At 65.5% G+C, this 22,571-nt stretch carries 21 protein-coding genes; 3 read left to right on the top strand and 18 right to left on the bottom strand.

Features of this window, described 5'->3' with window-relative positions:
- Positions 1 to 64 precede the first annotated feature (64 nt).
- The 8 genes from QX051_RS27355 to QX051_RS27320 form a co-directional block, all read right to left on the bottom strand.
- On the bottom strand, positions 65 to 769 hold the full coding sequence (locus tag QX051_RS27355; RefSeq protein ID WP_315757686.1) for an ABC transporter ATP-binding protein: 705 nt from the start codon (positions 767 to 769) through the stop codon (positions 65 to 67).
- Positions 770 to 785: 16 nt separating this feature from the next.
- Positions 786 to 1,556, bottom strand: coding sequence for an ABC transporter ATP-binding protein (locus tag QX051_RS27350; RefSeq protein ID WP_315740532.1), 771 nt, complete (start codon positions 1,554 to 1,556; stop codon positions 786 to 788).
- A complete protein-coding gene (locus tag QX051_RS27345; RefSeq protein WP_315778261.1) occupies positions 1,549 to 2,496 on the bottom strand; it encodes a branched-chain amino acid ABC transporter permease in 948 nt (315 codons plus the stop codon). Before QX051_RS27345 ends, QX051_RS27350 begins: the two co-directional genes overlap by 8 nt.
- A complete protein-coding gene (locus QX051_RS27340) occupies positions 2,493 to 3,410 on the bottom strand; it encodes a branched-chain amino acid ABC transporter permease (protein WP_315740534.1) in 918 nt (305 codons plus the stop codon). The genes QX051_RS27345 and QX051_RS27340 overlap by 4 nt, the downstream gene beginning before the upstream one ends.
- 145 nt (positions 3,411 to 3,555) lie before the next feature.
- A complete protein-coding gene (locus tag QX051_RS27335) occupies positions 3,556 to 4,725 on the bottom strand; it encodes an ABC transporter substrate-binding protein (RefSeq protein ID WP_315778260.1) in 1,170 nt (389 codons plus the stop codon).
- Positions 4,726 to 4,986: 261 nt separating this feature from the next.
- Positions 4,987 to 6,207: an ABC transporter substrate-binding protein gene (locus tag QX051_RS27330; protein ID WP_315778259.1), complete on the bottom strand. Its 1,221-nt coding sequence runs from the start codon at positions 6,205 to 6,207 to the stop codon at positions 4,987 to 4,989.
- Between the two features lie 70 nt (positions 6,208 to 6,277).
- A complete protein-coding gene (locus QX051_RS27325) occupies positions 6,278 to 6,601 on the bottom strand; it encodes a 2Fe-2S iron-sulfur cluster-binding protein (RefSeq protein WP_315778258.1) in 324 nt (107 codons plus the stop codon).
- An 8-nt stretch (positions 6,602 to 6,609) separates the two neighbouring features.
- Positions 6,610 to 7,833, bottom strand: a complete 1,224-nt coding sequence (locus tag QX051_RS27320) for a cytochrome P450 (RefSeq protein WP_315778256.1) — start codon at positions 7,831 to 7,833, stop codon at positions 6,610 to 6,612.
- Between the two features lie 77 nt (positions 7,834 to 7,910).
- Between QX051_RS27320 and QX051_RS27315 the strand changes: the two genes are divergently transcribed.
- The 3 genes from QX051_RS27315 to atzF all read left to right on the top strand — a co-directional run bounded on the left by QX051_RS27315 (position 7,911) and on the right by atzF (position 11,346).
- The gene (locus QX051_RS27315; RefSeq protein ID WP_315740539.1) at positions 7,911 to 8,417 is read left to right on the top strand and encodes a MarR family winged helix-turn-helix transcriptional regulator; all 507 of its coding nucleotides are present in this window, start codon (positions 7,911 to 7,913) and stop codon (positions 8,415 to 8,417) included.
- A 346-nt stretch (positions 8,418 to 8,763) separates the two neighbouring features.
- Entirely contained in the window at positions 8,764 to 9,306 is a 543-nt protein-coding gene (locus QX051_RS27310; protein ID WP_315778255.1) for a DUF805 domain-containing protein, read from the top strand.
- 252 nt (positions 9,307 to 9,558) lie between these two features.
- Positions 9,559 to 11,346: an allophanate hydrolase gene (atzF, locus tag QX051_RS27305; RefSeq protein ID WP_315778254.1), complete on the top strand. Its 1,788-nt coding sequence runs from the start codon at positions 9,559 to 9,561 to the stop codon at positions 11,344 to 11,346.
- Between the two features lie 186 nt (positions 11,347 to 11,532).
- Here atzF and QX051_RS27300 read toward each other — a convergent pair whose 3' ends face one another.
- From QX051_RS27300 to ugpB, 10 genes are all read right to left on the bottom strand, one after another.
- On the bottom strand, positions 11,533 to 12,264 hold the full coding sequence (locus QX051_RS27300) for a GntR family transcriptional regulator (protein ID WP_315740542.1): 732 nt from the start codon (positions 12,262 to 12,264) through the stop codon (positions 11,533 to 11,535).
- 2 nt (positions 12,265 to 12,266) lie between these two features.
- Entirely contained in the window at positions 12,267 to 12,659 is a 393-nt protein-coding gene (hpxZ, locus tag QX051_RS27295; protein WP_315778253.1) for an oxalurate catabolism protein HpxZ, read from the bottom strand.
- A complete protein-coding gene (locus tag QX051_RS27290; RefSeq protein WP_315778282.1) occupies positions 12,640 to 14,040 on the bottom strand; it encodes an AtzE family amidohydrolase in 1,401 nt (466 codons plus the stop codon). The genes hpxZ and QX051_RS27290 overlap by 20 nt, the downstream gene beginning before the upstream one ends.
- Positions 14,041 to 14,050: 10 nt before the next feature.
- The gene (locus tag QX051_RS27285) at positions 14,051 to 14,230 is read right to left on the bottom strand and encodes a DUF4089 domain-containing protein (protein WP_315740544.1); all 180 of its coding nucleotides are present in this window, start codon (positions 14,228 to 14,230) and stop codon (positions 14,051 to 14,053) included.
- 26 nt (positions 14,231 to 14,256) lie between these two features.
- Positions 14,257 to 16,065 (bottom strand): ABC transporter ATP-binding protein, encoded by a 1,809-nt coding sequence (locus QX051_RS27280; protein ID WP_315778252.1) that lies wholly within the window; start codon positions 16,063 to 16,065, stop codon positions 14,257 to 14,259.
- Between the two features lie 137 nt (positions 16,066 to 16,202).
- The gene (locus QX051_RS27275) at positions 16,203 to 17,105 is read right to left on the bottom strand and encodes an ABC transporter permease (protein WP_315778251.1); all 903 of its coding nucleotides are present in this window, start codon (positions 17,103 to 17,105) and stop codon (positions 16,203 to 16,205) included.
- Positions 17,102 to 18,115, bottom strand: a complete 1,014-nt coding sequence (locus tag QX051_RS27270) for an ABC transporter permease (RefSeq protein ID WP_315740547.1) — start codon at positions 18,113 to 18,115, stop codon at positions 17,102 to 17,104. Before QX051_RS27270 ends, QX051_RS27275 begins: the two co-directional genes overlap by 4 nt.
- 195 nt (positions 18,116 to 18,310) lie before the next feature.
- Positions 18,311 to 19,933, bottom strand: a complete 1,623-nt coding sequence (locus tag QX051_RS27265; protein WP_315778250.1) for an ABC transporter substrate-binding protein — start codon at positions 19,931 to 19,933, stop codon at positions 18,311 to 18,313.
- Between the two features lie 224 nt (positions 19,934 to 20,157).
- Entirely contained in the window at positions 20,158 to 21,108 is a 951-nt protein-coding gene (locus tag QX051_RS27260; protein WP_315778249.1) for an aminoglycoside 3'-phosphotransferase/choline kinase family protein, read from the bottom strand.
- A gap of 2 nt (positions 21,109 to 21,110) precedes the next feature.
- A complete protein-coding gene (gene ugpB, locus QX051_RS27255; protein WP_315778248.1) occupies positions 21,111 to 22,436 on the bottom strand; it encodes a sn-glycerol-3-phosphate ABC transporter substrate-binding protein UgpB in 1,326 nt (441 codons plus the stop codon).
- Between the last annotated feature and the right edge of the window lie 135 nt (positions 22,437 to 22,571).

Here is a 22,571-nt window from a genome sequence, read left to right as displayed (position 1 = left end):
CCCGACGCGATCTTGATTTGAGTCAATCCGCTTCCACGTCGGAATAGCCGGCAGCGCGCCGCCCTCAAATCCCCAGATAGCGGTGCTGCAGCTCCGGCTCGGCCATCAGTTGCTCCGACGTGCCGTGCCACACGGTGCGGCCACGCTCGATGATGTAGTGGCGGTCGCAGATGCGGGTCAGATGTCCGACATTCTTGTCGATCACCAGGATCGACTGCCCGCGCGATTTCAGCAGCGAGAGGCAGTTCCAGATCTCCTCTCGGATCAACGGCGCCAGGCCCTCGGTCGCCTCGTCGAGGATGAGGAGTTTTGGGTTGGTCATCAGCGCCCGGCCGATCGCCAGCATCTGCTGCTCGCCGCCCGAGAGCTGGTTGCCCATGTTGCTGCCGCGTTCGGCGAGCCGCGGAAACAGCGCGTGGATCTTGTCGAGCGTCCAAGGATCGGACGCGCCGAGCCGGTTGGCCGAGGCCGCCACGAGATTCTCGGTGACGGTCAGATTCGGAAAGATCTGCCGTCCCTCCGGCACCAGGCCGATGCCGAGCTGAGCGATCCTGTAGGACGGCAGCTTTCGCGTCTCCTGACCGCTGAAGCGGATCAGGCCGGCGCGGGCCTGGGTCAGACCCATGATCGAGCGGATGGTGGTGGTCTTGCCCATGCCGTTGCGGCCCATCAGCGAGACCATCTCGCCGGGACGGATCGCCAACGACAGGCCGAACAAGACCTGGCTCAGGCCGTAACAGGTCTCGATGCCGTCGACCTCGAGCAGCATGGCGCTTGTCCCCAGATCAACCATGGCCGACCACCACATGCTGATCGCCGAGATAGGCGCGCTTGACCTCCTCGTTCTGCCGGATCTCGTCCGGCTTGCCTGAGGCGATGATGCGGCCATAGACGAGGACCGAGATGCGGTCGGCGAGCGCGAACACCGCCTCCATGTCGTGCTCGACCAGCACGATCGACACTTCCTTGCGCAGCTCGTTCAGCAACTTCACCATGCGCTGCGACTCGGTCACCCCCAGGCCGGCCATCGGCTCGTCGAGCAGCAGGAGCTGCGGCTTGGTCGCGAGCGCGACCGCGAGCTCCAGCTCGCGCTGCTCGCCATGGCTGAGCTTCGACACCAGCACGTCGGCGCGATGGCCGAGACCGACGCGCTCCAGCGCGGCGTGCGCGGCGGCGCGCAGCGGCTTGTCCTTGCGCGCGGCGGCGAAGAAACGGAACGAGTGCTTGCCGTCATGGGCTTGCGCCGCAAGCGCGACATTGTCGGCCGCGGTGAAGTCGGTCAGCAGCGAGGTGATCTGGAACGAACGCGCCAGCCCCAGCGCGCTGCGCTTATAGGCGGGGAAATGCGAGATGTCGCGGCCCCCTAAGAAAATGCGACCCGCATGCGGCGCCAGGTGGCCGGTGAGCTGGCTGATCAGCGTGGTCTTGCCGGCGCCGTTCGGCCCGATGATGGCGTGGATCTCGCCCTTGGCAACGTCGAGACAGACGTGATCGGTCGCGACGATGCCGCCGAACCGGCGCACGAGATTGTCGACGCGAAGCAGAGGTTCAGCCACGGTTCAACCTCCCGAGCATGCCCATGATGCCGCCGCGGCCGAACAGCACGATCAGCAGCAGCAGCGGCCCCATGATCAGCGCCCAATATTCGGTGATCTGCGACAGCACCTCTTCCAGCACCAGGAACACGACCGAGCCGACGACCGGCCCCATCAGGGTGCCCATGCCGCCGAGGATGACCATCACCATGAGGTCGCCGGAGCGGGTCCAGTACATCACGGCAGGGCTGACGAAATCGGTGTTGTTGGCAAGCAGCGCGCCGGACAGGCCACAGAGCATGCCGGCGATGACGAAGCACGCCAGCTTGTAGCGCTTCGACGGGAAGCCGATCGCCTGCATGCGCTGCTCGTTGGAGCGCAGGCCCTGCAGCACGAGGCCGAAGCGCGAATTGACGATCCGCCAGATCAGGACCACGACGGCAAGCAGGCAGAACAGGCAGAGATAATAGAACTGCACGCGGTTGCCGAGATTGATCAGGCCGCCGAAATCGCTGCGCTTGTAGACCGTGAGCCCGTCATCCCCGCCGTAACGGGCGAGGCCGGACACGACGTAGTAGGCCATCTGCGCAAAGGCCAGCGTAATCATGATGAAATAGACGCCGCGGGTACGCAAGGAGAGCGCGCCGATGACCAGCGCGTAGAGCGCCGAAACCGCGATGGCGACCGCGAACTGTGCATAGCCGGAGCCGATGCCCTCCTGCGCCAGGATGCCGACGGCGTAGCCGCCGATGCCGAGATAGGCGGCATGGCCGAAGCTCATCATGCCGCCATAGCCCATGATCAGGTTGAGGCTGACGGCCGCCAGCGCCAGGATCACGATGCGGGTGAACAGCGTGAGGATGAAGATGTTGCCGGAGAGGTTCGAATAGACCGGCAGCAGCACCAGGCCGGCCACGACGATGATGGCCACGATGGTCGAAACGTTGAACGAGGATTTCATCTGCGGTTGGCCGGAAACAGACCTTCAGGCCGCGCCACCAGCACGATCGCCATCAGGAGATAGATCAGCATCGACGACATCGCCGGCGCCGCAGTGGAGGCCGCGGCCGAGTTCAGGACCTGGCGCAGCAGATTGGGCAGGAAGGCGCGGCCCATGGTATCGATCAGACCGATCATGATCGCCGCGATGAAGGCGCCGCGGATCGAGCCGATGCCGCCGATCACGATCACCACGAAGGCGAGAATCAGGATGTTCTCGCCCATGCCGATCTGCACCGTGAGGATCGGCGCCTGCATGAGCCCGGCGAGGCCGGCGAGCGCGGCGCCGAGGCCGAACACCAACGTGTAGAGCAGCTTGATGTTGATGCCGAGCGCGCCGATCATCTCGCGGTTGGAGGCGCCTGCGCGGATCAGCATGCCGATCCGCGTCCTCATCACGCCGAGATAGAGCAGAAGCGCCACCAGCAACGCCACGACGATGATCGCGAGCCGATAGGCCGGATATTGGATACCGGGCAGGATCGTGACCGGGAAGGCGAGCCAGGATGGCAGCGGCAGCGCCAGTCCCGCCGGGCCCCAGATCAGCCGGACGGCCTCGTTGAAGAACAGGATCAGGCCGAACGTCGCGAGCACGTGGTCGAGATGGTCGCGCCCATAGAGATGGCGTAGTGCCGTGAATTCGAGCACGATGCCGAGCAGAAGCGTGGCACCGAGCGCCATGACCGCGCCGAGCACGAAGCTGCCGGTCCAGGCCACGAAGGTCGCCGCGAAATAGGCGCCCATCATGTAGAGCGAGCCGTGGGCGAGGTTGACGAGGTCCATGATGCCGAACACCAGCGTCAGGCCGGCGGCCAGCAGGAACAGCAGCAGTCCGAACTGCAGCCCGTTCAGGAATTGTTCGACGACGAGAAGCATGCCCCTCACTTCACGCTCAAAAAGACGGCGGCAGAACCCGTTCCAGGCGCTGCCGCCATGTCCGTCCCGATCTTAGGCCGGAGATGTTTTAAGCTTCAAGCAAATTCCAGGCCTGTTTCGTCCCCTGGCTCGGAATTCTTTCCGCTCACTTCATCGGGCACTTGTCGTGGAAGCGGTCCTGGTCGTTCTCGACGATGGTGGCGACCATCTTCAGCGACAGCTGGCCGTCGGCGTCCTTGACCACGTCCTGCAGGTAGAAGTTCTGGATCGGGATGTGGTTGTTGCCGAACTTGAAGGAGCCGCGCAGCGACTTGAAGTTGGCCTTCTCCATCTCGGCCTTCATCGCGTCCTTCTTGGACGTGTCGCCCTTGACCGCAACCACGGCGCTGTTGATCAGCTGCGCCGCGTCGTAGGCCTGAGCGCCGTAATAGGTCGGACGCAGGCCGGTGTATTTCTTGCGGTAGTCGGCGACGAACTTCTTGTTCTGCTCGTTCGGCAGGTCGTTGACCCATTCCTGGGCGCCGGGCACGCCGATCGCATTGTCCTTCTGCAGCGGCAGCGACAATTCGTCGACGGTGAAGGCGGTGTAGAGCGGCATCTTCTCCTTGAGGCCGGCCTGCGAATATTGATTGAGGAATTGCACGCCGGCAGCGCCGGGATAGAACACGAAGATGGATTCGGCGCCCGAGGCGCGCGCCTTGGAGAGCTCGGCGGAAAAGTCGAGCTGGCTCGGCCACACCGTGTATTCCTCACCGACGACCTGGCCCTTGAAGGTGCTCTTCACGCCCGCCAGCATGTCCTTGCCGGCCGCATAGTTCGGGCCGATCAGAAACACCGACTTGACGCCCTTCTGGTTCATGTAGAGGCCCATCGCGGCGGGCGTCTGGTCGTTCTGCCAGGAGGTCGAGAACACGTAAGGCGAGCACAATTCACCGGCGAGCTGCGACGGGCCGGCATTGGCCGAGATCAGAAAGGTCTGGGAATCCACCGCGGTCTTCAGCGACGCCAGCAGCACGTTCGACCAGATGTAGCCGACGATGAAGTCGACCTTGTCGGACTGCACCAGCTTCTCGGTCTTCTGCTTGCCGACGTCAGGCTTCTGCTGGTCGTCCTCGTAGATCACCTCGACCGGTTTGCCGTCGATCTTGCGGCCGAGATGGTCGAGCGCGAGCTCGAACGAGTTGCGCATGTCGTTGCCGATCACGGCGGTCGGGCCGCTGAACGTCGAGACGAAGCCGATCTTGATGGTGTCGCCGGCATAGGCCGTGCTCGAAAACAGCAGTGCCGCAGCACCCGCCAGCCAGAACCTCTTCATGGTCTTCCCTCCCCTCAAGCAAATCGTTCTTATCGTTGTTTCGTCGCCGGCACGCAGTAGCACGACCAGCGGCGGCGTTTCGCCGCAGCGCCCGCCGCGCGGTGCTCATCCTGCGCGCCATCGATCCATGCACCATAATTCCCGGAAACGGACAAAGGCAAGAACTATAGTGCCTGTTAAGGATACCGCAGCACAGCAGAACCGGCCGCGTCAGCCTGACACGGCCGGCTGCGATACTCTCGGTATCACTCGCAACGAGCGTCACTTCACCAGCGCGCAACCACCGTCCGCAATCGGCCGGAACGCCCGCTCGGCCGGAATCGTCGAGACCAGACGATAGTAGTCGTAAGGATATTTCGACTCCTCCGGCTTCTTGACCTCGAACAGATACATCGGGTGCACCACGCGGCCGTCGGCCCGGATCGTCACATCGCCGAACAGCTTGTCCTTGCCCTTCACCGTCTTCATCTGCGGCACGACGTCCTTGGCATCGTCACTGCCGGTGGCCGCAACCGCATTGAGATAGGCAAGCGTCGAGGCGTAGACGCCGGCCTGGTTGCCGCTCGGCATCTTGCCGTTCATGCCGGGGCGCGCCGCGAAGCGCTTGGCGAAGGCGCGGGTATCGTCGTCCATGTCCCAGTAGAAGGCTTCGAGCAGTTGCAGGCCCTGCGCCGCCTTCAAGCCCATGCCATGGATGTCATTGATGAACAGCAGGAACGCGACCAGCGACTGGCCGCCCTGCTGGATGCCGAACTCGGACGCCTGCTTGACCGCATTGATGGTGTCGCCGCCCGCATTCGCCAGCCCGATCACCTTGGCCTTCGAGCCCTGCGCCTGCAGCAGGAACGAGGCGAAGTCCGTCGTGCCGAGCGGATGCTTGGCCGAACCGAGCACCTTGCCGCCGTGCTTCTCGATGTAGTTGGTGGCCTCCGCCTCGATGCCCTGGCCGAGCGCGTAGTTGACCGTGATGAAGTACCAGTCCTTGCCGCCGCGGCCCATCATCGCGGCTGCCGTGGTGTTGCCGGTCGCCCAGGCGTCGTTGACCCACTGGATCGTATTGGGCGAGCACGCCTTGCCGGTCAGATCGGAGCTGGCGGTGGACGAGGCTAGGAACGTCATCCGGCTGTTGCGTAGCAGCTCGTTGACGGTCAGGCCGACCGCGGAGTTGGGCACGTCGACGACGGCGTCGACCTTGTCGACATCGAGCCATTTGCGCGTGATCGCCGAGCCGACATCGGCCTTGTTCTGGTGATCGGCATAGACGATCTCGACCTTGATGCCTTTACCGCCACCGTTGAAATCCTCCGCCGCCATGCGCGCGGCCTCGACCGAGCCCATGCCGTTGGTGTCCTGGAAGATGCCGGAAATGTCGTTGAGCACGCCGACGCGTACGACATTGTCCGAGATCTCGCCGGCCCGCGCCGCGCCTGCAAGGCAGAATATTGCGACCAGCGCCAGCGCGCACGAATTGAGCTGCCTCATGATGTCCTTCCCCGTGTGTTGCTTGTTTGATTGTTGTCGTTGCGACTGGAGATCGTCTCCAGTTGCGAAATCAGCTCTGCCGACCCGGAATGCGCACCACCAGTCCGGCCAGCGCCGGCTGCACCTTGATCTGGCAGGACAGCCGGCTGTTCGGCCTTCGCTCGGCGGCGGTGCCGTCCAGCAGCGCATCCTCATCGTCGGACACGGGATCGAGCTTGCCGGTCCAGGCGCCGTCGACATAGACGTGGCAGGTGGCGCAGACGGCGTTGCCGCCGCATTCGGCGACGATGCCGTCGATGCCGTGGGTCAGGGCCGCCAGCATGACGCTGGCGCCGTCCTCGGCCTCCACGCTTTCGCTGCGGTTGTCGGGATGGATGAAGGTGATCGTGGTCATGGTACAGCTCAGGCTGGAGTAAAGGTGACCGGCAGGCTCTCCAGCCCGCGCAGCGTGTTGTTGTAGCGGCGCTTCGGCTCGCCGCTCATCGTGATGCTCCCGACCTTGCGTGCGAGCGCCGTCAGCACCGCCTCGCCTTCGAGTCGCGCGACGAGCTGGCCGACGCACATGTGGATGCCCGAGCCGAAGCCGACATGGCCTGAGACTTTTCGGGTGACGTCGTAGGCGTCGGGCTGCTCCCAGCGGCGCGGGTCGCGATTGGCGCTACCTAAGAACATCAGCACCTTCTCGCCTTCGGGAATCGTGACGCCGCCGAGTTCGACGTCACGCGTGGTGGTGCGGAAGAAGGTCTGCACCGGGCTCTCGAAGCGGACGGCCTCCTCAAAGGCGTTGCGGGCGAGCGAGGGATCGGCGCGCAGTCGCGCCCATTGGTCGGGGAAGCGCGCGAGGCAATAGACGGCAGCACCGATGCCGTAGACGGTGGTGTCGAGCCCGGCCGACAGCAGCGAGCGCACCAGCAATGGCGCTTCGGCCGGCGTGATGTCGCCGCTATCGGTGAAGGCATGGATGCAGGAGCCGAAGCCGCCGGACGTGAGATTGTCGCGCTGGCACTGCTCCGTGACATAGGCCTGGTGCGGCGCCGAGCGCTCGATCGCCTGCTGGCGCAGCTCATTCGGCGGACCGAATGCGTTGAACACCAGGCTCGCATAGGGAATGAGATGCTCGCGCCCCTCCGGCTTCAGCCCGAGCGCATCGGGAAACACCGACAGCGGATAGGCCTCGGCGAGATCGGGGATCGCGTCGAACGAGCCCCGGCCTACGAGCTCGTCGACCTTGGCCTCGGCCGCGGCCATGAAGCCGTCGCGCAGCCGCTTCATGACAGCCGGCGACAGCACCTTGCTCAGCACGGCGCGGGTGCGCGTATGCGCCGGCGGATCCGCCTCGAGGATTAGGCTCGGCGGCCGCCACGGCTTCTCCTTGGCGAAGTCGCTCAAGCCCACGCCGCGGCTGGAGCAGAACGTCTGGGGATCGTTGAGAACGGCATAGACCTCGGCGTAGCGGGCGACGCCGTAGACGTTCCACGCGTCCAGATGGACGACGGGGCCGGCCTCGCGCATCTCCTGATGCGCGGGATAGGGATCGTCGAAGAATTCATACGAGAACGGGTCGATGGCGAGGTGCGGGATGGCCGGCGCCACACCGGCAGCAGGGGAAAGACCTGTTGGGTTCATGCGGAGCTCCCGAAGTTTGGCCTTGTCATGCGGCTTTTCGTATCCGTATGAGTGGCGATGCATGGACGTTGGGGATCATGAGCGAGAAATCCGGGACGCCGCGCAAGGCGCAGCCGCGCGAAGCTGAGGGGCAAGGCCTCACGCTCGATCTCGACCGCTATGTGCCGGCCTTCATCACCTTCATCGCCAACAAGCTGTCGAACAGCGCCACCGCGTTCTATCAGCGCAATTTCGGCGTCAACGTCACCGAATGGCGTATCATGTCGCTGCTGGCGATCGAGCCGGGCATCCCGGCCTCGCGCATCTGCAGCGTGATCGGCTTCGACAAGGGGCCGGTCAGCCGTACGCTGGCGCTGATGAAGGGCCGCGGCCTGATCGCGATCCGCAACGATCCGGAGGACGGCCGCAGCCATTCGATCTCGCTGACGGCCAAGGGCCGCGCGACGCACGACAAGGTCATCATCGCCGCGCTGGAACGCGAGCGGCGTCTGCTTGCCTGTCTCGACAAGGATGAGCGGGAAGTCCTGATCACGCTGCTGCGCCGAATCCACGACAATCTCGACGCCGTCACGGGCGCGAGCTGAGCCACTCAGGCAGGAGCCGCCGAACGGCTGACCCGTCCGCTGCGGCAATCTGTTGGCGCGCGCGCAAGGGGCCGCGCCTGCGGCGAGCAGGCTGCGCATGACGTTCCCGTCCCTTCTTCGAGACGCGGATCATCCCGCGCCTTCATTGCTGATCGGGTCGATCGTTCCATATATTAGTTGCTTTAGCAACGATATATTTTCGGCCGCATGAGATCCCGCAGCGCGAAAGCGCCGTCGCACTCGATCCTTCAAATTCTAGCTATCGGCGAAGGCGCGCGGCAATTTCGCCCTGATATGCCGTGTCGGCTGCACTCCCGATTGCGGCGCGGCCTGCGGGGAGAGGCGGATGTTGGGGTTCATTTTCGGTTTCAATGCGCGTCTCGGCCGTCTGCAATATTTTCTCGCCTCGCTCGGTCTTGCGCTGGTTTCGGTGGTCCTGATCGTGGTCGTGGCCGTCGGTCTTGCCGCCCTCGCCCCGCAAACGTCGGAGCTGACGGTGAGCCTGCCGATCGTGGTGCTGATCGGCCTATGCCTGGTGGCGAACCTGATGCTGCAGGCGATGCGCTTTCGCGACATCGGCTGGGACCCGGTCTGTGTGATCCCGGCCTGGATCGCCGTCATGGTTCTGGACTACGTGATCGCCGGCCGGTTTCCCGAATACGCGGCGACATCATTGCACCACGGCACGTGGGTGGGCGCCCTGGTCAATCTCGGCCTAAGCGTTGCGCTGCTGTTCTTCCCCAGCGGGGCTGACGACGCGCCGTCGTCGGGAGCTACCGTGGGTCGCCCGCCGTCCGCATCGTTCCGGACGGCCCGCGGCGCCGGCTCGGCCACCGAGGCACGACTTGCGCGCATCACGGGCGGGGAGGCCGAGCGGCGCGGGTACTAGGCGGCGGCGGCGGCGGCGCCAAGCCTGCTCACCAAATAGGCAAATCGCCTTCGGCAGCCACATCCGAACGCCCGACGACCTGCCGGACGGCGCACCAACCTACTGACTTTCAATATTTTTCCGTATCAGGCCCGCATCCCCGCCGTGTACACAATGGCACATGGCTTGCTACGTTCGCAGCCGGATTGGCGAAGCGGAGCGCAAGGGAATGGCAGGCCAGAGTTTGGGCTCGGACGAGACGCGGAGCGCCGCGTGACCGAGACCATTGCCGAGATCGTCGCCGCCCATCGCGCCGGCCTGACAACGCCAAGCGACACGATCGCGCGCTGCTACGCCCGGATTCGCGCGCACAACGACCCCGCCATTTTCATCAGCCTGCGCGGCGAGAAGGACGCGCTCGCGGAGGCCGAAACCCTCGCCGACAGGGACAGATCGTTGCCGCTCTACGGCGTGCCCGTTGCGGTGAAGGACAACATCGACGTGGCGGGCCTGCCGACCACCGCCGGCTGCCCGGCCTTCGCGTACACGCCATCTCGTGATTCCACCGCGGTGGCGCGGCTGCGCGCCGCCGGCGCGATCATCATCGGCAAGACCAATCTCGACCAGTTCGCCACCGGCCTCGTCGGCGTGCGCTCGCCCTATGGCATTCCGAAAAATCCGGTGCGTGCCGATCTCGTTCCGGGCGGATCGAGCTCGGGCTCAGCGGTCGCCGTCTCCGCGGGTCTCGTGCCGCTGTCGCTCGGGACGGATACGGCAGGCTCCGGCCGTGTGCCGGCGATGCTCAACAACATCGTCGGCCTGAAGCCGAGCCTCGGCATGATCTCGACCTCCGGCCTGGTGCCGGCCTGCCGCACGCTCGACTGCATTTCGGTGTTCTCGCTGACGGTCGACGACGCCGTCGCGGCGCTCTCGGTGCTGGCAGCGCCGGATCCGCTCGATCCATTCTCGCGCGACCGGCCGCTTGCGGCCGTGACGGCATTTCCCGAGGGCGTGAAGCTCGGCATTCCCCGCCCCGGGCAATTGATCTTCTTCGGCGACAAGGCAGCGGACGCCGCCTATGGCGCTGCGGCCGCGCGCTTCGTCAAGCTCGGCGCAGAGCTGGTCGAGTTCGACCTCGAGCCGTTTTACGAGACCGCGCGGCTGCTCTATGAAGGCCCCTGGGTCGCCGAGCGCTATCTCGTGATCCGCGATCTCCTCGCCTCCGATCCCGATGCCATCCATCCGGTCACGCGCGAGATCACCATCGGCGGCGCGCGCGGCAGCGCCGCTGATACCTTTGCTGCGCTGTACCGCCTGCAGGCGCTGCGCAAGGTGGCCGAGCACACCTTCGCCGATGTCGACGCGCTGGTGCTGCCGACGGCGCCGACCGCCTACACCACCGCGGACGTGCTCGCCAACCCGATCGAGCTCAACAGCCGGCTCGGCACCTACACCAACTTCGTCAACCTGCTCGATCTCTGCGGGCTTGCCGTGCCGGCTGCGATGCGCAGCGACGGCGTCCCGTTCGGCATCACCCTGCTTGCGCCAGCCGGCCGCGATGCGGCGCTCGCCAGTCTCGGGCGCGCCTTCCATGCCGACACGGCGCTGCCGGTCGGCGCCAAGCCGGTCCCGCTTCCGCCGCTCGCGCCCGTGTCTCCGGCACTGCATGGCGACGAGATCGCCGTCGTCGTCGTCGGCGCGCATCTCTCTGGCATGGCGCTCAATCACGAGCTGACCGCTCTCGGCGGCCGCCTGCTGGAAGCAACGACCACCGCGCCTGACTACAAGCTCTACGCGCTGTCGACCACGCCGCCCAAGCCCGGCATGCTGCGGATCGACGACGGCCAGGGTACTTCGATGGCGGTCGAGCTCTGGGCGCTGTCGGCGGCGAGCTTCGGCAAATTCGTCAACCTGATTCCGCCGCCGCTGTCGGTCGGCACCATCCGCTTGGCGGACGGCCGCACCGCCAAGGGCTTCCTCGTCGAGCCGGCCGCGCTCGATGGCGCCCGCGACATCTCGGAGTTCGGCGGCTGGCGAGCGTATATGGCGCAGAAGGGCTGATCTATTTCGCGCGTCATGATTGCGTGCGCTGCCGTAGGGTAGGCAAAGGCGCGCCCGTACTGTCCCAACGAGCGAGATCGCGGTTGCGCCGTGCCCACCGTTTCGCCGCGGAGTCCGTGGCCCGATGGTGGGCACGCTGCCGCCTAACGGCGGCTGCTTTGCCCACCCTACCGCTCGAACGAAGAGCTACACCGACACCGCGTAGATCTCGTATTCGCCGCGCACCAGCTCGATGTGGGCTTTCATGGCACTCGCCGCGCCGGCCTTGTCGCCGCGCAGGATGGCGACGACGACGCGGTCGTGCTCGGCATGCGACTTGGCGAGGCGGCCGAGATTGCGGAACTGTGCGCGGCGGAACGGCTGCACACGCACCCGCGTCGCCAAGGTGATCTCGGCGATGTAGGCATTGTGCGCGCCGGCATAGATCGCGTTGTGGAAGCGCTCGTTGACCTCGTGGAAGCGCTCGGGATTGCCGGCGTGGCTGAGATTGCGCAGCTCCTCGTGGATGGCTTCCAGCCGCTGCCGCTCGACCGGCGTCATGCGCTGCGCCGCGAGACCGGCGCACAGGCCCTCGAGCTCGGCCATCGCCTCGAACATGCCGGTGAGACGGTCGGCCGACGGTCGCGCCACGACAGCGCCGCGATGTGCACGCGCCTCGATCAGCCCGGAAGTCGCCAATTGACGCAGCGCTTCGCGCACCGGCGTGCGCGAGACGTTGAAGCGCTTGGCGATCTCGGTCTCGTCCAGCGGCGCCCCCGGCGCTAGCGCGCCGCGCACGATCTCATCGGCGAGTTGCAGGCGCAACTCCTCGGCGCGGGTGATCTTCGCAACCGCAGGCGGCGCGCGGTCGATGCGCTTGATCTCGGAGTCGCGGGCGGGCCGCTGCCGCGTTCGCGGCGGAAGATCGTCCAGGCTCATCCTCAGCCGCCTTTTGCTTCATCGATGATGCTGACATGGGCAGCGACGATTCTCCAGCCTTCCGGAAACCGGATCCAGGTCTGCATCTGGCGTCCGACCTTGCCGGGCGCGGTGTCGCGATAGAACAGCGTCGAGGCGACCGCGGCGTCACGGCCGTAAGCGGTGATCACGGTGCGCGCGGTCCGCCGCATCAGCCCGGCCGGCGAACGCGCGGCGCGAAATGCCGCGATCTCGCCGTAGCCGTAGAGGTTCTCGCCGATGCCGTAGCGCAGTGTGCGGGAGTCCTGCTTGAAAAGCTCGTCGAGCACGACGACGTCGTTGCCGACCAGCGCCTGTTCATAGCGCTGGAACTGCGCGGTGACTTCCGCGACAACGTCAGGCAGATCGACTTCCATTCTCCAGAACTCCTCGCGGGGCCGGCGCAGCGGCGACGCCAAGCTGTTGCAAGGCGTGGGCCACACGCAATGCGACATGTTCGCACCACGGCGCCGCGATGATCTGCACGCCGATGGGCATCGGCTCGAGCGGAATCGGAACGGCGACGACGGGAAGCCCTATGAACGAGATCGGCTGGGTATGAATGCCGATATTGGCGCGCACCGGCAGCTCGACGCCGTCGAGCACGAAGGTCGTCTGCCCGAGCTTGGGTGCAACGCAGGGCGTTGCCGGCGCGATCAGCACGTCGACGGACTTGAACAGCTCCAGCACCCGGGCGTGGTACCAGCGGCGAAACTTCTGCGCGCGGTCGACCATCGGCGCCGGAATCATCGCACCCGCAATCAGGCGGTCGCGCACCGCCGGATCGAAATCACCCGGGCGCGTGCGCAGCCGGTCGAGATGCAGCGAGGCGCCCTCGGTGGTGCTGATGACGTAAGCCGCGGCGCGGGCGCGCGCCGCTTCGGGCACCTCGATCACCTCGGTGACCTTCAGCGCGGCCGCGACACGAGCGACCGCTTCGGCGGCTTCGGGAAACAGATTCTTCTGGAAGTGCCCTCCGGCAAGGGCGATGCGCAGATCGCCGATGCCTTGCGAGAATCGACCGGAGACCGGCTCCGGTGCCCGCGTGGTGCACGCGGCGTCGTCCGGATCGGGCCCCTGCATGGCGTCATAGGCGAGCGCGAGATCCTCGACTGAGCGCGCGAACGGACCGAGATGATCCAGACTCATGACGAACGGAAACGAGCGCGCACGCGACAGCCGGCCATAGGTCGGCTTGAGACCGAAGATGCCGCAGAACGAGGACGGCACGCGGATCGAGCCGTTGGTGTCGGAGCCCAGCGCGATCGGCACCAGGCCGCCGCCGACGGCGCTGCCCGAGCCGCCCGACGAGCCGCCGCTCATCCGCGTCGGATCATGCGGATTGCGCGACGGGCCGTCGTGCACGTTCTCGCCGGTGAAGTCGTAGGCGTATTCGCCCATGTTGAGCGCACCGATCAACACCGCGCCGGCGGCTTCCATCCGCGCGATCAGCGTCGAGTCCCGCGTCGCCGCCGGGCGATCGCGGTTGATCCTGGAGCCGGCCCGGGTCGGCAGCCCCGTGACGTCGAACAGGTTCTTCACCGCAAACGGCACGCCGGCGAGCGGACCGACGGGCTTGCCCGCAGCGATGGCCGCATCCACGGCGCGCGCCCTCGCTCGCGCACGCTCGGCGGTGATGTCCGTAAAGGAATTCAGCACACCATCGCGCGCCGCAATCCGCGCCAGCGCAGCGTCGGCGGCCTCGACGGCGGAGAGCTTGCGGGTGGCGACTGCGGCCGCAATCGCGCGCGCGGTCATGTCGGCAGGATCAAGCGGTGAAGACACTGGCAGGCTCGGCTTCGTCAGGCAGGGAGAATTCGTCGACCAGCTTCGCCATCTTCAGCGAGACCTCGAGATTGGCGCGAATCGCCGGGCGCCACGCGTCCTCGATCGGCAGAGCCAATGCATGCCCGACCGCGTCGATGTAGTCGTCCAATGGCTCCGCCATCAGCTTTTCTCCTCAAGCTTTCACGCTCAATGCGCCGGCAATGGCGGGTGCGGAATCGCCGTCAGCAACTCCCGCGTATAGTCATCCTGCGGATGACCTAGCACACGTTCGGAGGTGCCTTCCTCGACGATTCGGCCCGACCGCATCACGATCACACGATCGCACAACAGCCGCACCACATTCAAATCATGGGAGACGAACAGATAGCTCATACCTAATTGCTGCTTGAGGTCCTGCAGCAGATTGAGCACGACCGCCTGCACGGAGACGTCGAGCGCCGCCGTGGGCTCGTCGAGGATGACGAGCTTCGGGTGCAGCGCAATCGCGCGGGCGATGCCAACGCGCGCCTTCTGGCCGCCCGACAATTGGTGCGGAAAGCGGTCGAGCAGATCGAGCGGCAGGCCGACCATGGTGGCCAACTCTTCGCAGCGCGTGCGGACCGCATTGCGTCCCTTGATGTCACCCAATTGCAGGATCGGATCAGCGATGGCGCGCGCCGCGGTGAAGCGCGGATTGAGGCTGTCGGTCGGATCCTGGAACACCATCTGGATGCGGCTGCGCAGCGGCAGCCGGGCAAAGGCCTGCGGCAGGATGTTGCCGATCTCCTCGCCATCGAAGCTGATGCGGCCCGAGCTCTGGTCGAGCAGCCGCATCACCATCATCGACGTCGTCGACTTGCCACAGCCGGATTCGCCGACCAGGCCGACGCTCTCGCCATGACCGACCGTGAAGCTGATGCCGTCGACGGCGCGGAACATCTCCGGCTCGACCGCCGGCTTGCGGCCGAACAGCTTCGACAACGTCGCCGAGGCGCCCTGGCGGGGATATTCCTTGACCAGCTTGTCGACGAGAAGGAGCGGCTTGGTGCTCCTCGCACTCCGGTCGTCCTCCCCACTCCGCTCGTCACCCCCGGGCTTGACCCGGGGGTCCATCACCTTCGACGAGTCTCGCGCAACGGGATGGATGGCCGGGTCAAGCCCGGCCATGACGGAGTGAGGTTGCTGCGACGCCTCCTCCTCCGGCAGCAATTCGCGCAGGGACACGCCGAGCCGCGGCGTCGCGCGCATCAGCTTGCGCGTGTAGGGATGCTGCGGGTTGGCGAAGATGTCGGCGGCCCTGGCGGTCTCGACCACCCGGCCCTTCTCCATCACCACGACGCGATCGCAATAGGCAGCGGCGAGACCCAGATCGTGCGTGATCAGGATCGTCGACATGCCGCGGCTCCTGGTCAGCTCGACCACGAGATCCATCACCGCCTTCTGCGTAGTGACGTCGAGGCCGGTGGTCGGCTCGTCCGCGATCAGCAGCTGCGGATTGCAGGCCAGCGCCAGCGCGATGACGACGCGCTGGCACATGCCGCCGGACAATTCGAACGGATAGGCGTGGTAGCGCTCGCGCGGGCGGGCGATCTTGACCTGCTCGAGCGCTGCGATCGCCTTTTCGGCGCGATCAGTCGCGGCCGCCTGGGCGTGCTGCCTCAGCACGTCCTCGATCTGCTGGCCCACTTTCCGGATCGGATTGAGGGCCGCGCGGGGGTTCTGGAAGATCATCGAGATCTCGCGGCCGCGCAGATCGCGCATCGCGCTTTCCTCGGCCGCCTTGACGTCGATCCCCGAGAACATCACCGAGCCCTCGGCGATCCGTCCCGCGCGGTCGAGGATGCGCATCACGGCATAGGAGGTCACCGACTTCCCCGAGCCGGATTCGCCGACGATCGCGAGCGTCTCGCCCTTGGCGACGGAGATATCGACATGCTGCACGGCCTTGACGATGCCACGCCGGGTGGAGAATTCGACCGTGAGATCGCGAACGTCGAGCAGCGGCTGGGCGGTCATCCATGGCTCCGCTTGTTACGACCGTCATGCGCGGGCTTGACCCGCGCGTCCATCAAGCCAGGGAAGGCCTGTTCCAAGGGATGGATTGCCGGGTCAAGCGCGGCAATGACGGAGTGTTGCTGTGGCGCACCCATCAACTACGTCCTGCGCTGCGGGTCGACGATGTCGCGCAGGCCATCGCCGAGCAGGTTGAAGCAGAATACCGCGATCATCAGCGCAAGGCCCGGAAACAGCGCGATCCACCATTCGCCCGACACCATGAAGGAGGCGCCCTCGGCGACCATGATGCCCCATTCCGCCGTCGGCGGCCGCACGCCGAGGCCGATGAACGACAGGCCTGCGGCATTGAGGATCGCGTAGCCCATCGTCAGCGACATCTGCACGATCATGATCGGCATGATGTTGGGCAGGACGTGGCCGAGCAGAATGCGCAGCTCGCTGTTGCCCGACAGCCGCGCCGCCTGAACGAAGCCGGCGTTGCGGCGGACATTGGCCTCGGCGCGCGCGACCCGCGCGTAAAGCGGGAAGTTCACGATGGCCGTGGCGATGATGATGTTCTGCACGGTGTTGCCGAGCGCGGCGACGATGCCCATCGCCAGCACGAACAGCGGGAACGCCATGATGGTGTCGGCGATGCGGCCGACGATGCGGTCGGTCCAGCCGCCGAAGAAACCGGCGGCGACGCCGGCAAGTCCGCCCATGAAGAACACCAGCGCCACCGAGGCGACCGCGATGAATGTGTCGAGCCGGGTCGCGACGACGACGCGGCTGAAGATGTCGCGGCCGAGCTGATCGGTGCCGAACCAGTGCGCCGCCGACGGCGGCTTCAGCGCCGACGCCGTGTCGCTCGCGAGCGGATCATACGGCACGATCCACGGACCGAAGACCGCGGCGAACAGGATCACGACCAGGAGGCCGAAGGCGAAGCCCGTGACCTTGTTCTCGGCCAGCACATAGCGCGTGTGCCCGATCAGGGCTGACAGTCCCGACATTCGCGAGGGAACGGCGGCAGGCTCAATGGTCGGCGCGACGGAGCTCATCCTTCCAGCCTCACACGGGGATCGATGACGCCATAGAGAATGTCGATGACGAGGTTCAGGACGACGTACATCACGGCCATCGTCAGCACGAAGCCCTGCACCGGCGCGAAGTCGGAGGCGATCAGCGCCTCGACCGCGTAGGAGCCGATGCCGGGCCAGGCGAACACCTTCTCCACCAGCACGTTGGCGCCGAGCAGGAAGGAGAACACCATCGACAGCGTCGTGATGACCGGAAGCATGGCGTTGCGGAACGCATAGGTCACGGTGACTGTCGCGGGCGACAGGCCCGAGGCGCGCGCCGTGCGGACGAATTCCGACGACAGCACCGACAGCATCGAGGCCCGTGTCATGCGCGCGATCGGCGCCAGCGAGAAGATCGCGAGCGTGGCGGCGGGCAGGATCAGCTGACTCAGCGCCGAGCGAAACGCCTCACCGTCACGCGCGATCAGCGTATCGATGAGGTAGAAGCCGGTCACGGGGTCCGGCGCGCTATAAAACACGTCGAGCCGGCCGAGCGGCGCCGGTGACCAGCCTAGCCGGAAATAGAACACGTACACCAGCACCAGCCCGGTGAAGAACACCGGCAGCGAGACGCCCGCTGTCGTGACGACGCGGCAGGTATGGTCGATCCACGACCCCGGCCGGGTCGCCGCGAGCACGCCGAGCGGCAGCGCGATCGCGACCGAAACCAACAGGCCGAGCAAGGTCAGCTCGGCCGAGGCCGGCAGGCGGTTGCGGATCTCGCTGGCGACCGGCTGCCCTGTGGTTAGCGAACTGCCGAGATCGCCATGGGCGAGATCGACGGTGTAGCGGAAGAACTGCTCGACCAGCGGCTTGTCGAAGCCGAGCTTCTTACGGATCTGCTCGACGGCCTCTTTGGTCGCCGCAGGGCCGGCGAAATACGCCGCGGGATCGCCGGGCAGCGCACGCGTGAGCAGGAAGGTGACGATCACGACGCCGATCAGGGAGGGAATCGCGAAGGCGAGGCGCTTGGCGATAAGGCTCAGCATGGGCAGCCCCCCGCCCGAATTGGCCCAGATCCTACAGCACGGCGCAGTCTGCTCCCTCCCCCCTTGTGGGGGAGGGCTGGGGTGGGGGGTGAGCCGAGACGGCAGTGGGTGCGGCTACCCCCTTCCCTGCCCCTCCCCCACAAGGGAGGAGGGAATGAGAGAGCTGGGCTCACACCACCAAGGTCACCCACGTCCTCACCCCTTCACCAGAGCCCGATAGTCGAGCCTGCGGTGGAACCAGTACTGATAGCCGGAGATGTTCTTTTGCATCGCGACGTTGACGAACGGCTGATAGAGCGGAATGCGCGGCACCTCGGCGAAGGCGAGATCGACGAAGCCCTTCACGTCGGCATCGTACGTCGCCTTGTCCCCGGTCGCGGCGGCGTCGCGCGCGCCGTTGATGAGCTTGTCCATCTCGGGCGACTTGTAGCTCATCGTGTTGAACACGGAATTGTTGCCGTGATAGCACCAGTAGAAAAAGTACTCGGGATAATCGAGCCAACCGGAGAAGATGTTGGTGAAGAGCGGCATCTCCTTCTTGTTCAGCTCGGTGCGCCAGTTGGCGCCGGGCACCTTGTTGATGGTGGTCTTGATGCCGAGCTGGGCGAGGCTCTCCTGCACGAGCACGCACAGCGGCTCGTTGACCTGCGCGAAATTGAGGTCGAACGAGATCGTGGTCTCGAAGCCGTTGGGGTAGCCGGCTTCTGCCAGCAGCGCCTTGGCCTTCTCCATGTCGGTGAAATACTTCGTCGGCTGCGGCCACGCCACCTCGGTCGCCTTGTCGGACGGCGCACCGAACATCGGATTGGCAAGGCCGAACATCACGGCGTCGATGATCTTCTGATAGGGCATCGCATAGGCGAGCGCCTGCCGAACCTTGGGATTGTCGAACGGCGGCTTGGTCACGTTCATGCCGATATACTGGATGCCGTTAGAGATCGGCAGCGAGATCACGGTGTGCTTGCCGTTCGACTTCATCTCCTGGAAGTCCTTGTTCGGCAGCTCATAGGAGATGTCGGCGTCACCACGCTCGAGCAGCGCGCGGCGGTTGCCGGCCTGCGGCACCATGCGCCAGATCACGCGCTTGATCTTCGGCAGCGGACCGCACACCCAGTCATCGTTGCGCTCCATGATCACTTCGGTACCGGCGGTCCACTTCGTCACCTTGTAGGCGCCGGAGCCCGCGGTCTGCTGCTTGGTATATTCGAGCCCCCATGGGTCTTTGTCGGTCGCGTTCTTCTTCACGAGCTCCGAGTTGACCACGCAGGGTACGATGACGGCGAGATCGGGGATCGTCAGCCGGTCCTTCTTCAGGAAGTCGACGCGCACGGTGTGGTCATCGACGATGACGAACTGCTCCGGCTTGGTCAGCGAGCCCGCGCTCATCTGGAAGGTCGGGAAGCCACCGACGCTGACGGCGCGATCGAGCGACCACTTCACGTCCTTGGCCGTGACCGGCGTGCCGTCGTGGAATTTGGCGTTCTTGCGCAGCTTGAAGGTCGCCGACATGTCGCCGATGGTCATGTCCTCGGCGAGCTCGGGCTTGAACTTGTCGCGGTCATAGTACGGCACCCCGCCGGGGCCGCTCTTCATCTCGTGGCTGATCAGGCGATCATAGCAGTTCCAGGACACCTCGTAGCCCGGTACGTTGGTGCCGACGCCGTGGATGTCGAGGTTGTTGGGACCGCCTTCGGACACGATCAGCAGCGTCTCGGACCGCGCATCGGCCTTGGCGGAAGACATGATGGCCGGCGCCATTGGCAGCGCGGCCCCCGCAGCCAGACCGGACACGGATTTCAGAAAATCGCGACGCTTCATCAAATGCTCCCGAGAATAACGACTGTCGGGAACAGTGATCGCAAGCTTCGTGCCAAGCCCGGCCGAAAGCTAAGCTATTGAAATATCGACGCGCCTTCACCGAGTGGTACGGCTCGACGCCTCCTATTGCATACAAAGCTGCATATTTGCTGAATTTATAATCACTTCAAATAGCCTGCGACAGATTTACGCAACGCCTGTTGGACCGCCGCCCCGGTTGGGGATCACTCCGGCCAGATCAGCGCCTGCAGCTCGTCGAAGTCGCGGACCTTGGCCGGCCAATCCGGAATGCAGATGTGGCGAACGGGATCGCTCGCCTGGTGCAGTAGCATCAAGGCGAGCAGCCGTCGCTTCAGCTGCCAGTTGATGTCCTCCAGGGCAAATCCGTAGCCGTCGAACAAGGCACGCACGCGCCCGGGCTGACCCGCTGCCATGAAGGCGCTCGGCCCGAGCAGATCATACTCGCCAAGACCGGTCATGACGTCGCCGAAGTCGAACAGCCCGCTCAGCTGCCAGCCATCACCGCTGCGCGTGACGAGGAAATTCTCCGGAATGTATTCACCGGTCAGGATGACCGGCGGCGGATCCTTCGGCAGCAGTGCTGCGGCCTCGCGCAGGAGATCGTCCAGCCCGGCGAGCAGCGTCGGCGGCAAGCCGAGCCTCTGATGGCGTGCATGACATCCGGCCATCTGCATCCTCAAAAAATCCGACCAGCGCGGACCGAGCGCGAGCAACTCGCCAGGCGGGACCCGCTGCACGGCGGCGATCAGACGACCGACCTGCCTGAGCAAGAGCCGCTTGTCCTGCTCCGGTAGTTGCCGCCAGACATCCGAAGCAGGAATGCCGCCGAGCCTGGTCATGATCAGATAGCACCAGCCGTCGCGCTCCCCCTCGTGTCGCAGGTCGGGGGTACGGACGTCGCCGACGCCACCGGCGAGCACGCGCAAGGCCGCCCGCTCGGACTGAAACTTGCCGCGATGAAACGGCGGGAAGACTTTCAGGATCGGTCCGTCGTTCAGCGCGAGAACCAGATTGGTGCCCGCCGCGAACGGCACCAGCCGCGCGTCGTCGTAGCCATGGCCGCGCGCAATATCGCGTGCAGCCGGCAGCCAGCGCGTCGCGTCGGCACGGAGGCGCCGGAGCTGCGCGCCATCGGCGACCGGTGGCAAAGCCATTTTCAGCGATCCGGGCTCGCGCGCTCGAACTGGCGCAGCAGACGGTTGCCGCGGTCGACGGCCGCATCGATCGCCGCCCGCGCCGGCTTGCGGCCGCTGAAGGCCTGCTCCATCTCGTCCTCGATGGCATCACGGATCAGCACGAACGAGCCCAGCCGCAGGCCGCGCGAATTTTCCGTGGGAGGATTGAGCGTCACCTGCTCGATCGAGATCGCTGCTCCCGGATTGCGGTCGTAGAAGCCCTGCGCGCGCGTCAGATCGAATGCCGCCTGCGTAATCGGCAGATAGCCCGTATTCTGGTGCCAGGCGGCCTGAACATCGGGCCGCGACAGATAGGCGAAGAACCTGGCAACGCCCTTGTACTCGGCCGCGGGACGGTCACGCAGCACCCACAGCGTCGCGCCGCCGATGATCGAATTCTGTGGCGCGCCCGCAACGTCAGGCCAGTACGGCATCATGCCGTAGCCGACCTCGAACTTCGAATTCGCCTTGACGTCGGCGCGCGTCGCCGAGGAGCCGATGAAGATGCCGCACTCGCCCTTCTGGAAACGCGGCTCGGCTGCCTGGCCGCGGCCGCCATAGTCGAAGACCTTGCCCTTCTGCCATTCCGCGAGCTGGGCGATGTGCCGCGTGACCTGCGGATTGTTGAACGTCAGCACGGCGTCCAGTCCGGCAAAGCCGTTGGCGCGGGTGGCGATCGGCAGATTGTGGAAGGCCGAGAAATTCTCCACGTTGATCCAGGCCGGCCACGACGTCGTGAAGCCGCAGGCGACGCCGTTGTCGCGCAGCCGCCGGGCAGCCTTGCCTAGCTCGGGCCAGGTCTTCGGCGCCGCGCCCGGATCCAGCCCGGCCGCGCGAAACTGATCCTTGTTGTAGTAGAGGATTGGCGTGGAGGCGTTGAACGGAAACGACAGCATGTTGCCGTCGGCGTCGGCATAGGTGCCGGCGATCGCGGGCAGATAGGCCGACGGCGAAAAGCTCTCCTGCTCGTCGCGCATCAACTCGTAGACGGGGTAGATCGCGCCCTTCGCCGCCGTCATCGTCGCGGTCGCGATCTCGTTGACCTGCACGATGGCCGGCTGGCTGCGCGAGCGGAACGCGAAGATGGCCGCCGTCACGGTCTCGGTATAGCTGCCCTTGTAGCTCGGCACGATGCGATAGTCGGACTGCGACGCATTGAAGTCGGCGGCCAGTCTGTCGACCTGCCTGCCGAGCTCACCCGACATCGCATGCCACCACATGATCTCGGTCGCGGCCTGGGCCGTGCTTGCGCAAACAACCGTCCAGAGCAGGATTGCAGACGAAACAGAACGCAAGAGGACCGTCAACGGGAGCCAACTCCAATTCGATGAATGAATCTGCCCGGGCTGAGATCGCAATCGGACCGAAAATGGGGTCCAACAACCCAAGGCTGCAATAGCCTATCAACAAACCATTGACGCGTATCGCTTTGACGTCAGAAT

It is taken from the genome of Bradyrhizobium sp. SZCCHNR1053, assembly GCF_032381235.1.
In the GTDB taxonomy this organism is placed as follows: domain Bacteria; phylum Pseudomonadota; class Alphaproteobacteria; order Rhizobiales; family Xanthobacteraceae; genus Bradyrhizobium.
The sequence above is the reverse complement of the archived record's forward strand: the minus strand, read 5'-3'. Positions and strand labels throughout refer to the sequence as shown.

Bases quoted from the DNA above. Each gene is read 5' to 3' on its own strand.
- QX051_RS27355 (WP_315757686.1), bottom strand. From the start codon at position 769: ATGCTGCTCGAGGTCGACGGCATCGAGACCTGTTACGGCCTGAGCCAG.
- QX051_RS27345 (WP_315778261.1), bottom strand. From the start codon at position 2,496: ATGAAATCCTCGTTCAACGTTTCGACCATCGTGGCCATCATCGTCGTG.
- QX051_RS27340 (WP_315740534.1), bottom strand. From the start codon at position 3,410: ATGCTTCTCGTCGTCGAACAATTCCTGAACGGGCTGCAGTTCGGACTG.
- QX051_RS27335 (WP_315778260.1), bottom strand. From the start codon at position 4,725: ATGAAGAGGTTCTGGCTGGCGGGTGCTGCGGCACTGCTGTTTTCGAGC.
- QX051_RS27330 (WP_315778259.1), bottom strand. From the start codon at position 6,207: ATGAGGCAGCTCAATTCGTGCGCGCTGGCGCTGGTCGCAATATTCTGC.
- QX051_RS27325 (WP_315778258.1), bottom strand. From the start codon at position 6,601: ATGACCACGATCACCTTCATCCATCCCGACAACCGCAGCGAAAGCGTG.
- QX051_RS27320 (WP_315778256.1), bottom strand. From the start codon at position 7,833: ATGAACCCAACAGGTCTTTCCCCTGCTGCCGGTGTGGCGCCGGCCATC.
- QX051_RS27315 (WP_315740539.1), top strand. From the start codon at position 7,911: ATGAGCGAGAAATCCGGGACGCCGCGCAAGGCGCAGCCGCGCGAAGCT.
- QX051_RS27310 (WP_315778255.1), top strand. From the start codon at position 8,764: ATGTTGGGGTTCATTTTCGGTTTCAATGCGCGTCTCGGCCGTCTGCAA.
- QX051_RS27300 (WP_315740542.1), bottom strand. From the start codon at position 12,264: ATGAGCCTGGACGATCTTCCGCCGCGAACGCGGCAGCGGCCCGCCCGC.
- hpxZ (WP_315778253.1), bottom strand. From the start codon at position 12,659: ATGGAAGTCGATCTGCCTGACGTTGTCGCGGAAGTCACCGCGCAGTTC.
- QX051_RS27290 (WP_315778282.1), bottom strand. From the start codon at position 14,040: ATGACCGCGCGCGCGATTGCGGCCGCAGTCGCCACCCGCAAGCTCTCC.
- QX051_RS27285 (WP_315740544.1), bottom strand. From the start codon at position 14,230: ATGGCGGAGCCATTGGACGACTACATCGACGCGGTCGGGCATGCATTG.
- QX051_RS27280 (WP_315778252.1), bottom strand. From the start codon at position 16,065: ATGACCGCCCAGCCGCTGCTCGACGTTCGCGATCTCACGGTCGAATTC.
- QX051_RS27275 (WP_315778251.1), bottom strand. From the start codon at position 17,105: ATGAGCTCCGTCGCGCCGACCATTGAGCCTGCCGCCGTTCCCTCGCGA.
- QX051_RS27270 (WP_315740547.1), bottom strand. From the start codon at position 18,115: ATGCTGAGCCTTATCGCCAAGCGCCTCGCCTTCGCGATTCCCTCCCTG.
- QX051_RS27265 (WP_315778250.1), bottom strand. From the start codon at position 19,933: ATGAAGCGTCGCGATTTTCTGAAATCCGTGTCCGGTCTGGCTGCGGGG.
- QX051_RS27260 (WP_315778249.1), bottom strand. From the start codon at position 21,108: ATGGCTTTGCCACCGGTCGCCGATGGCGCGCAGCTCCGGCGCCTCCGT.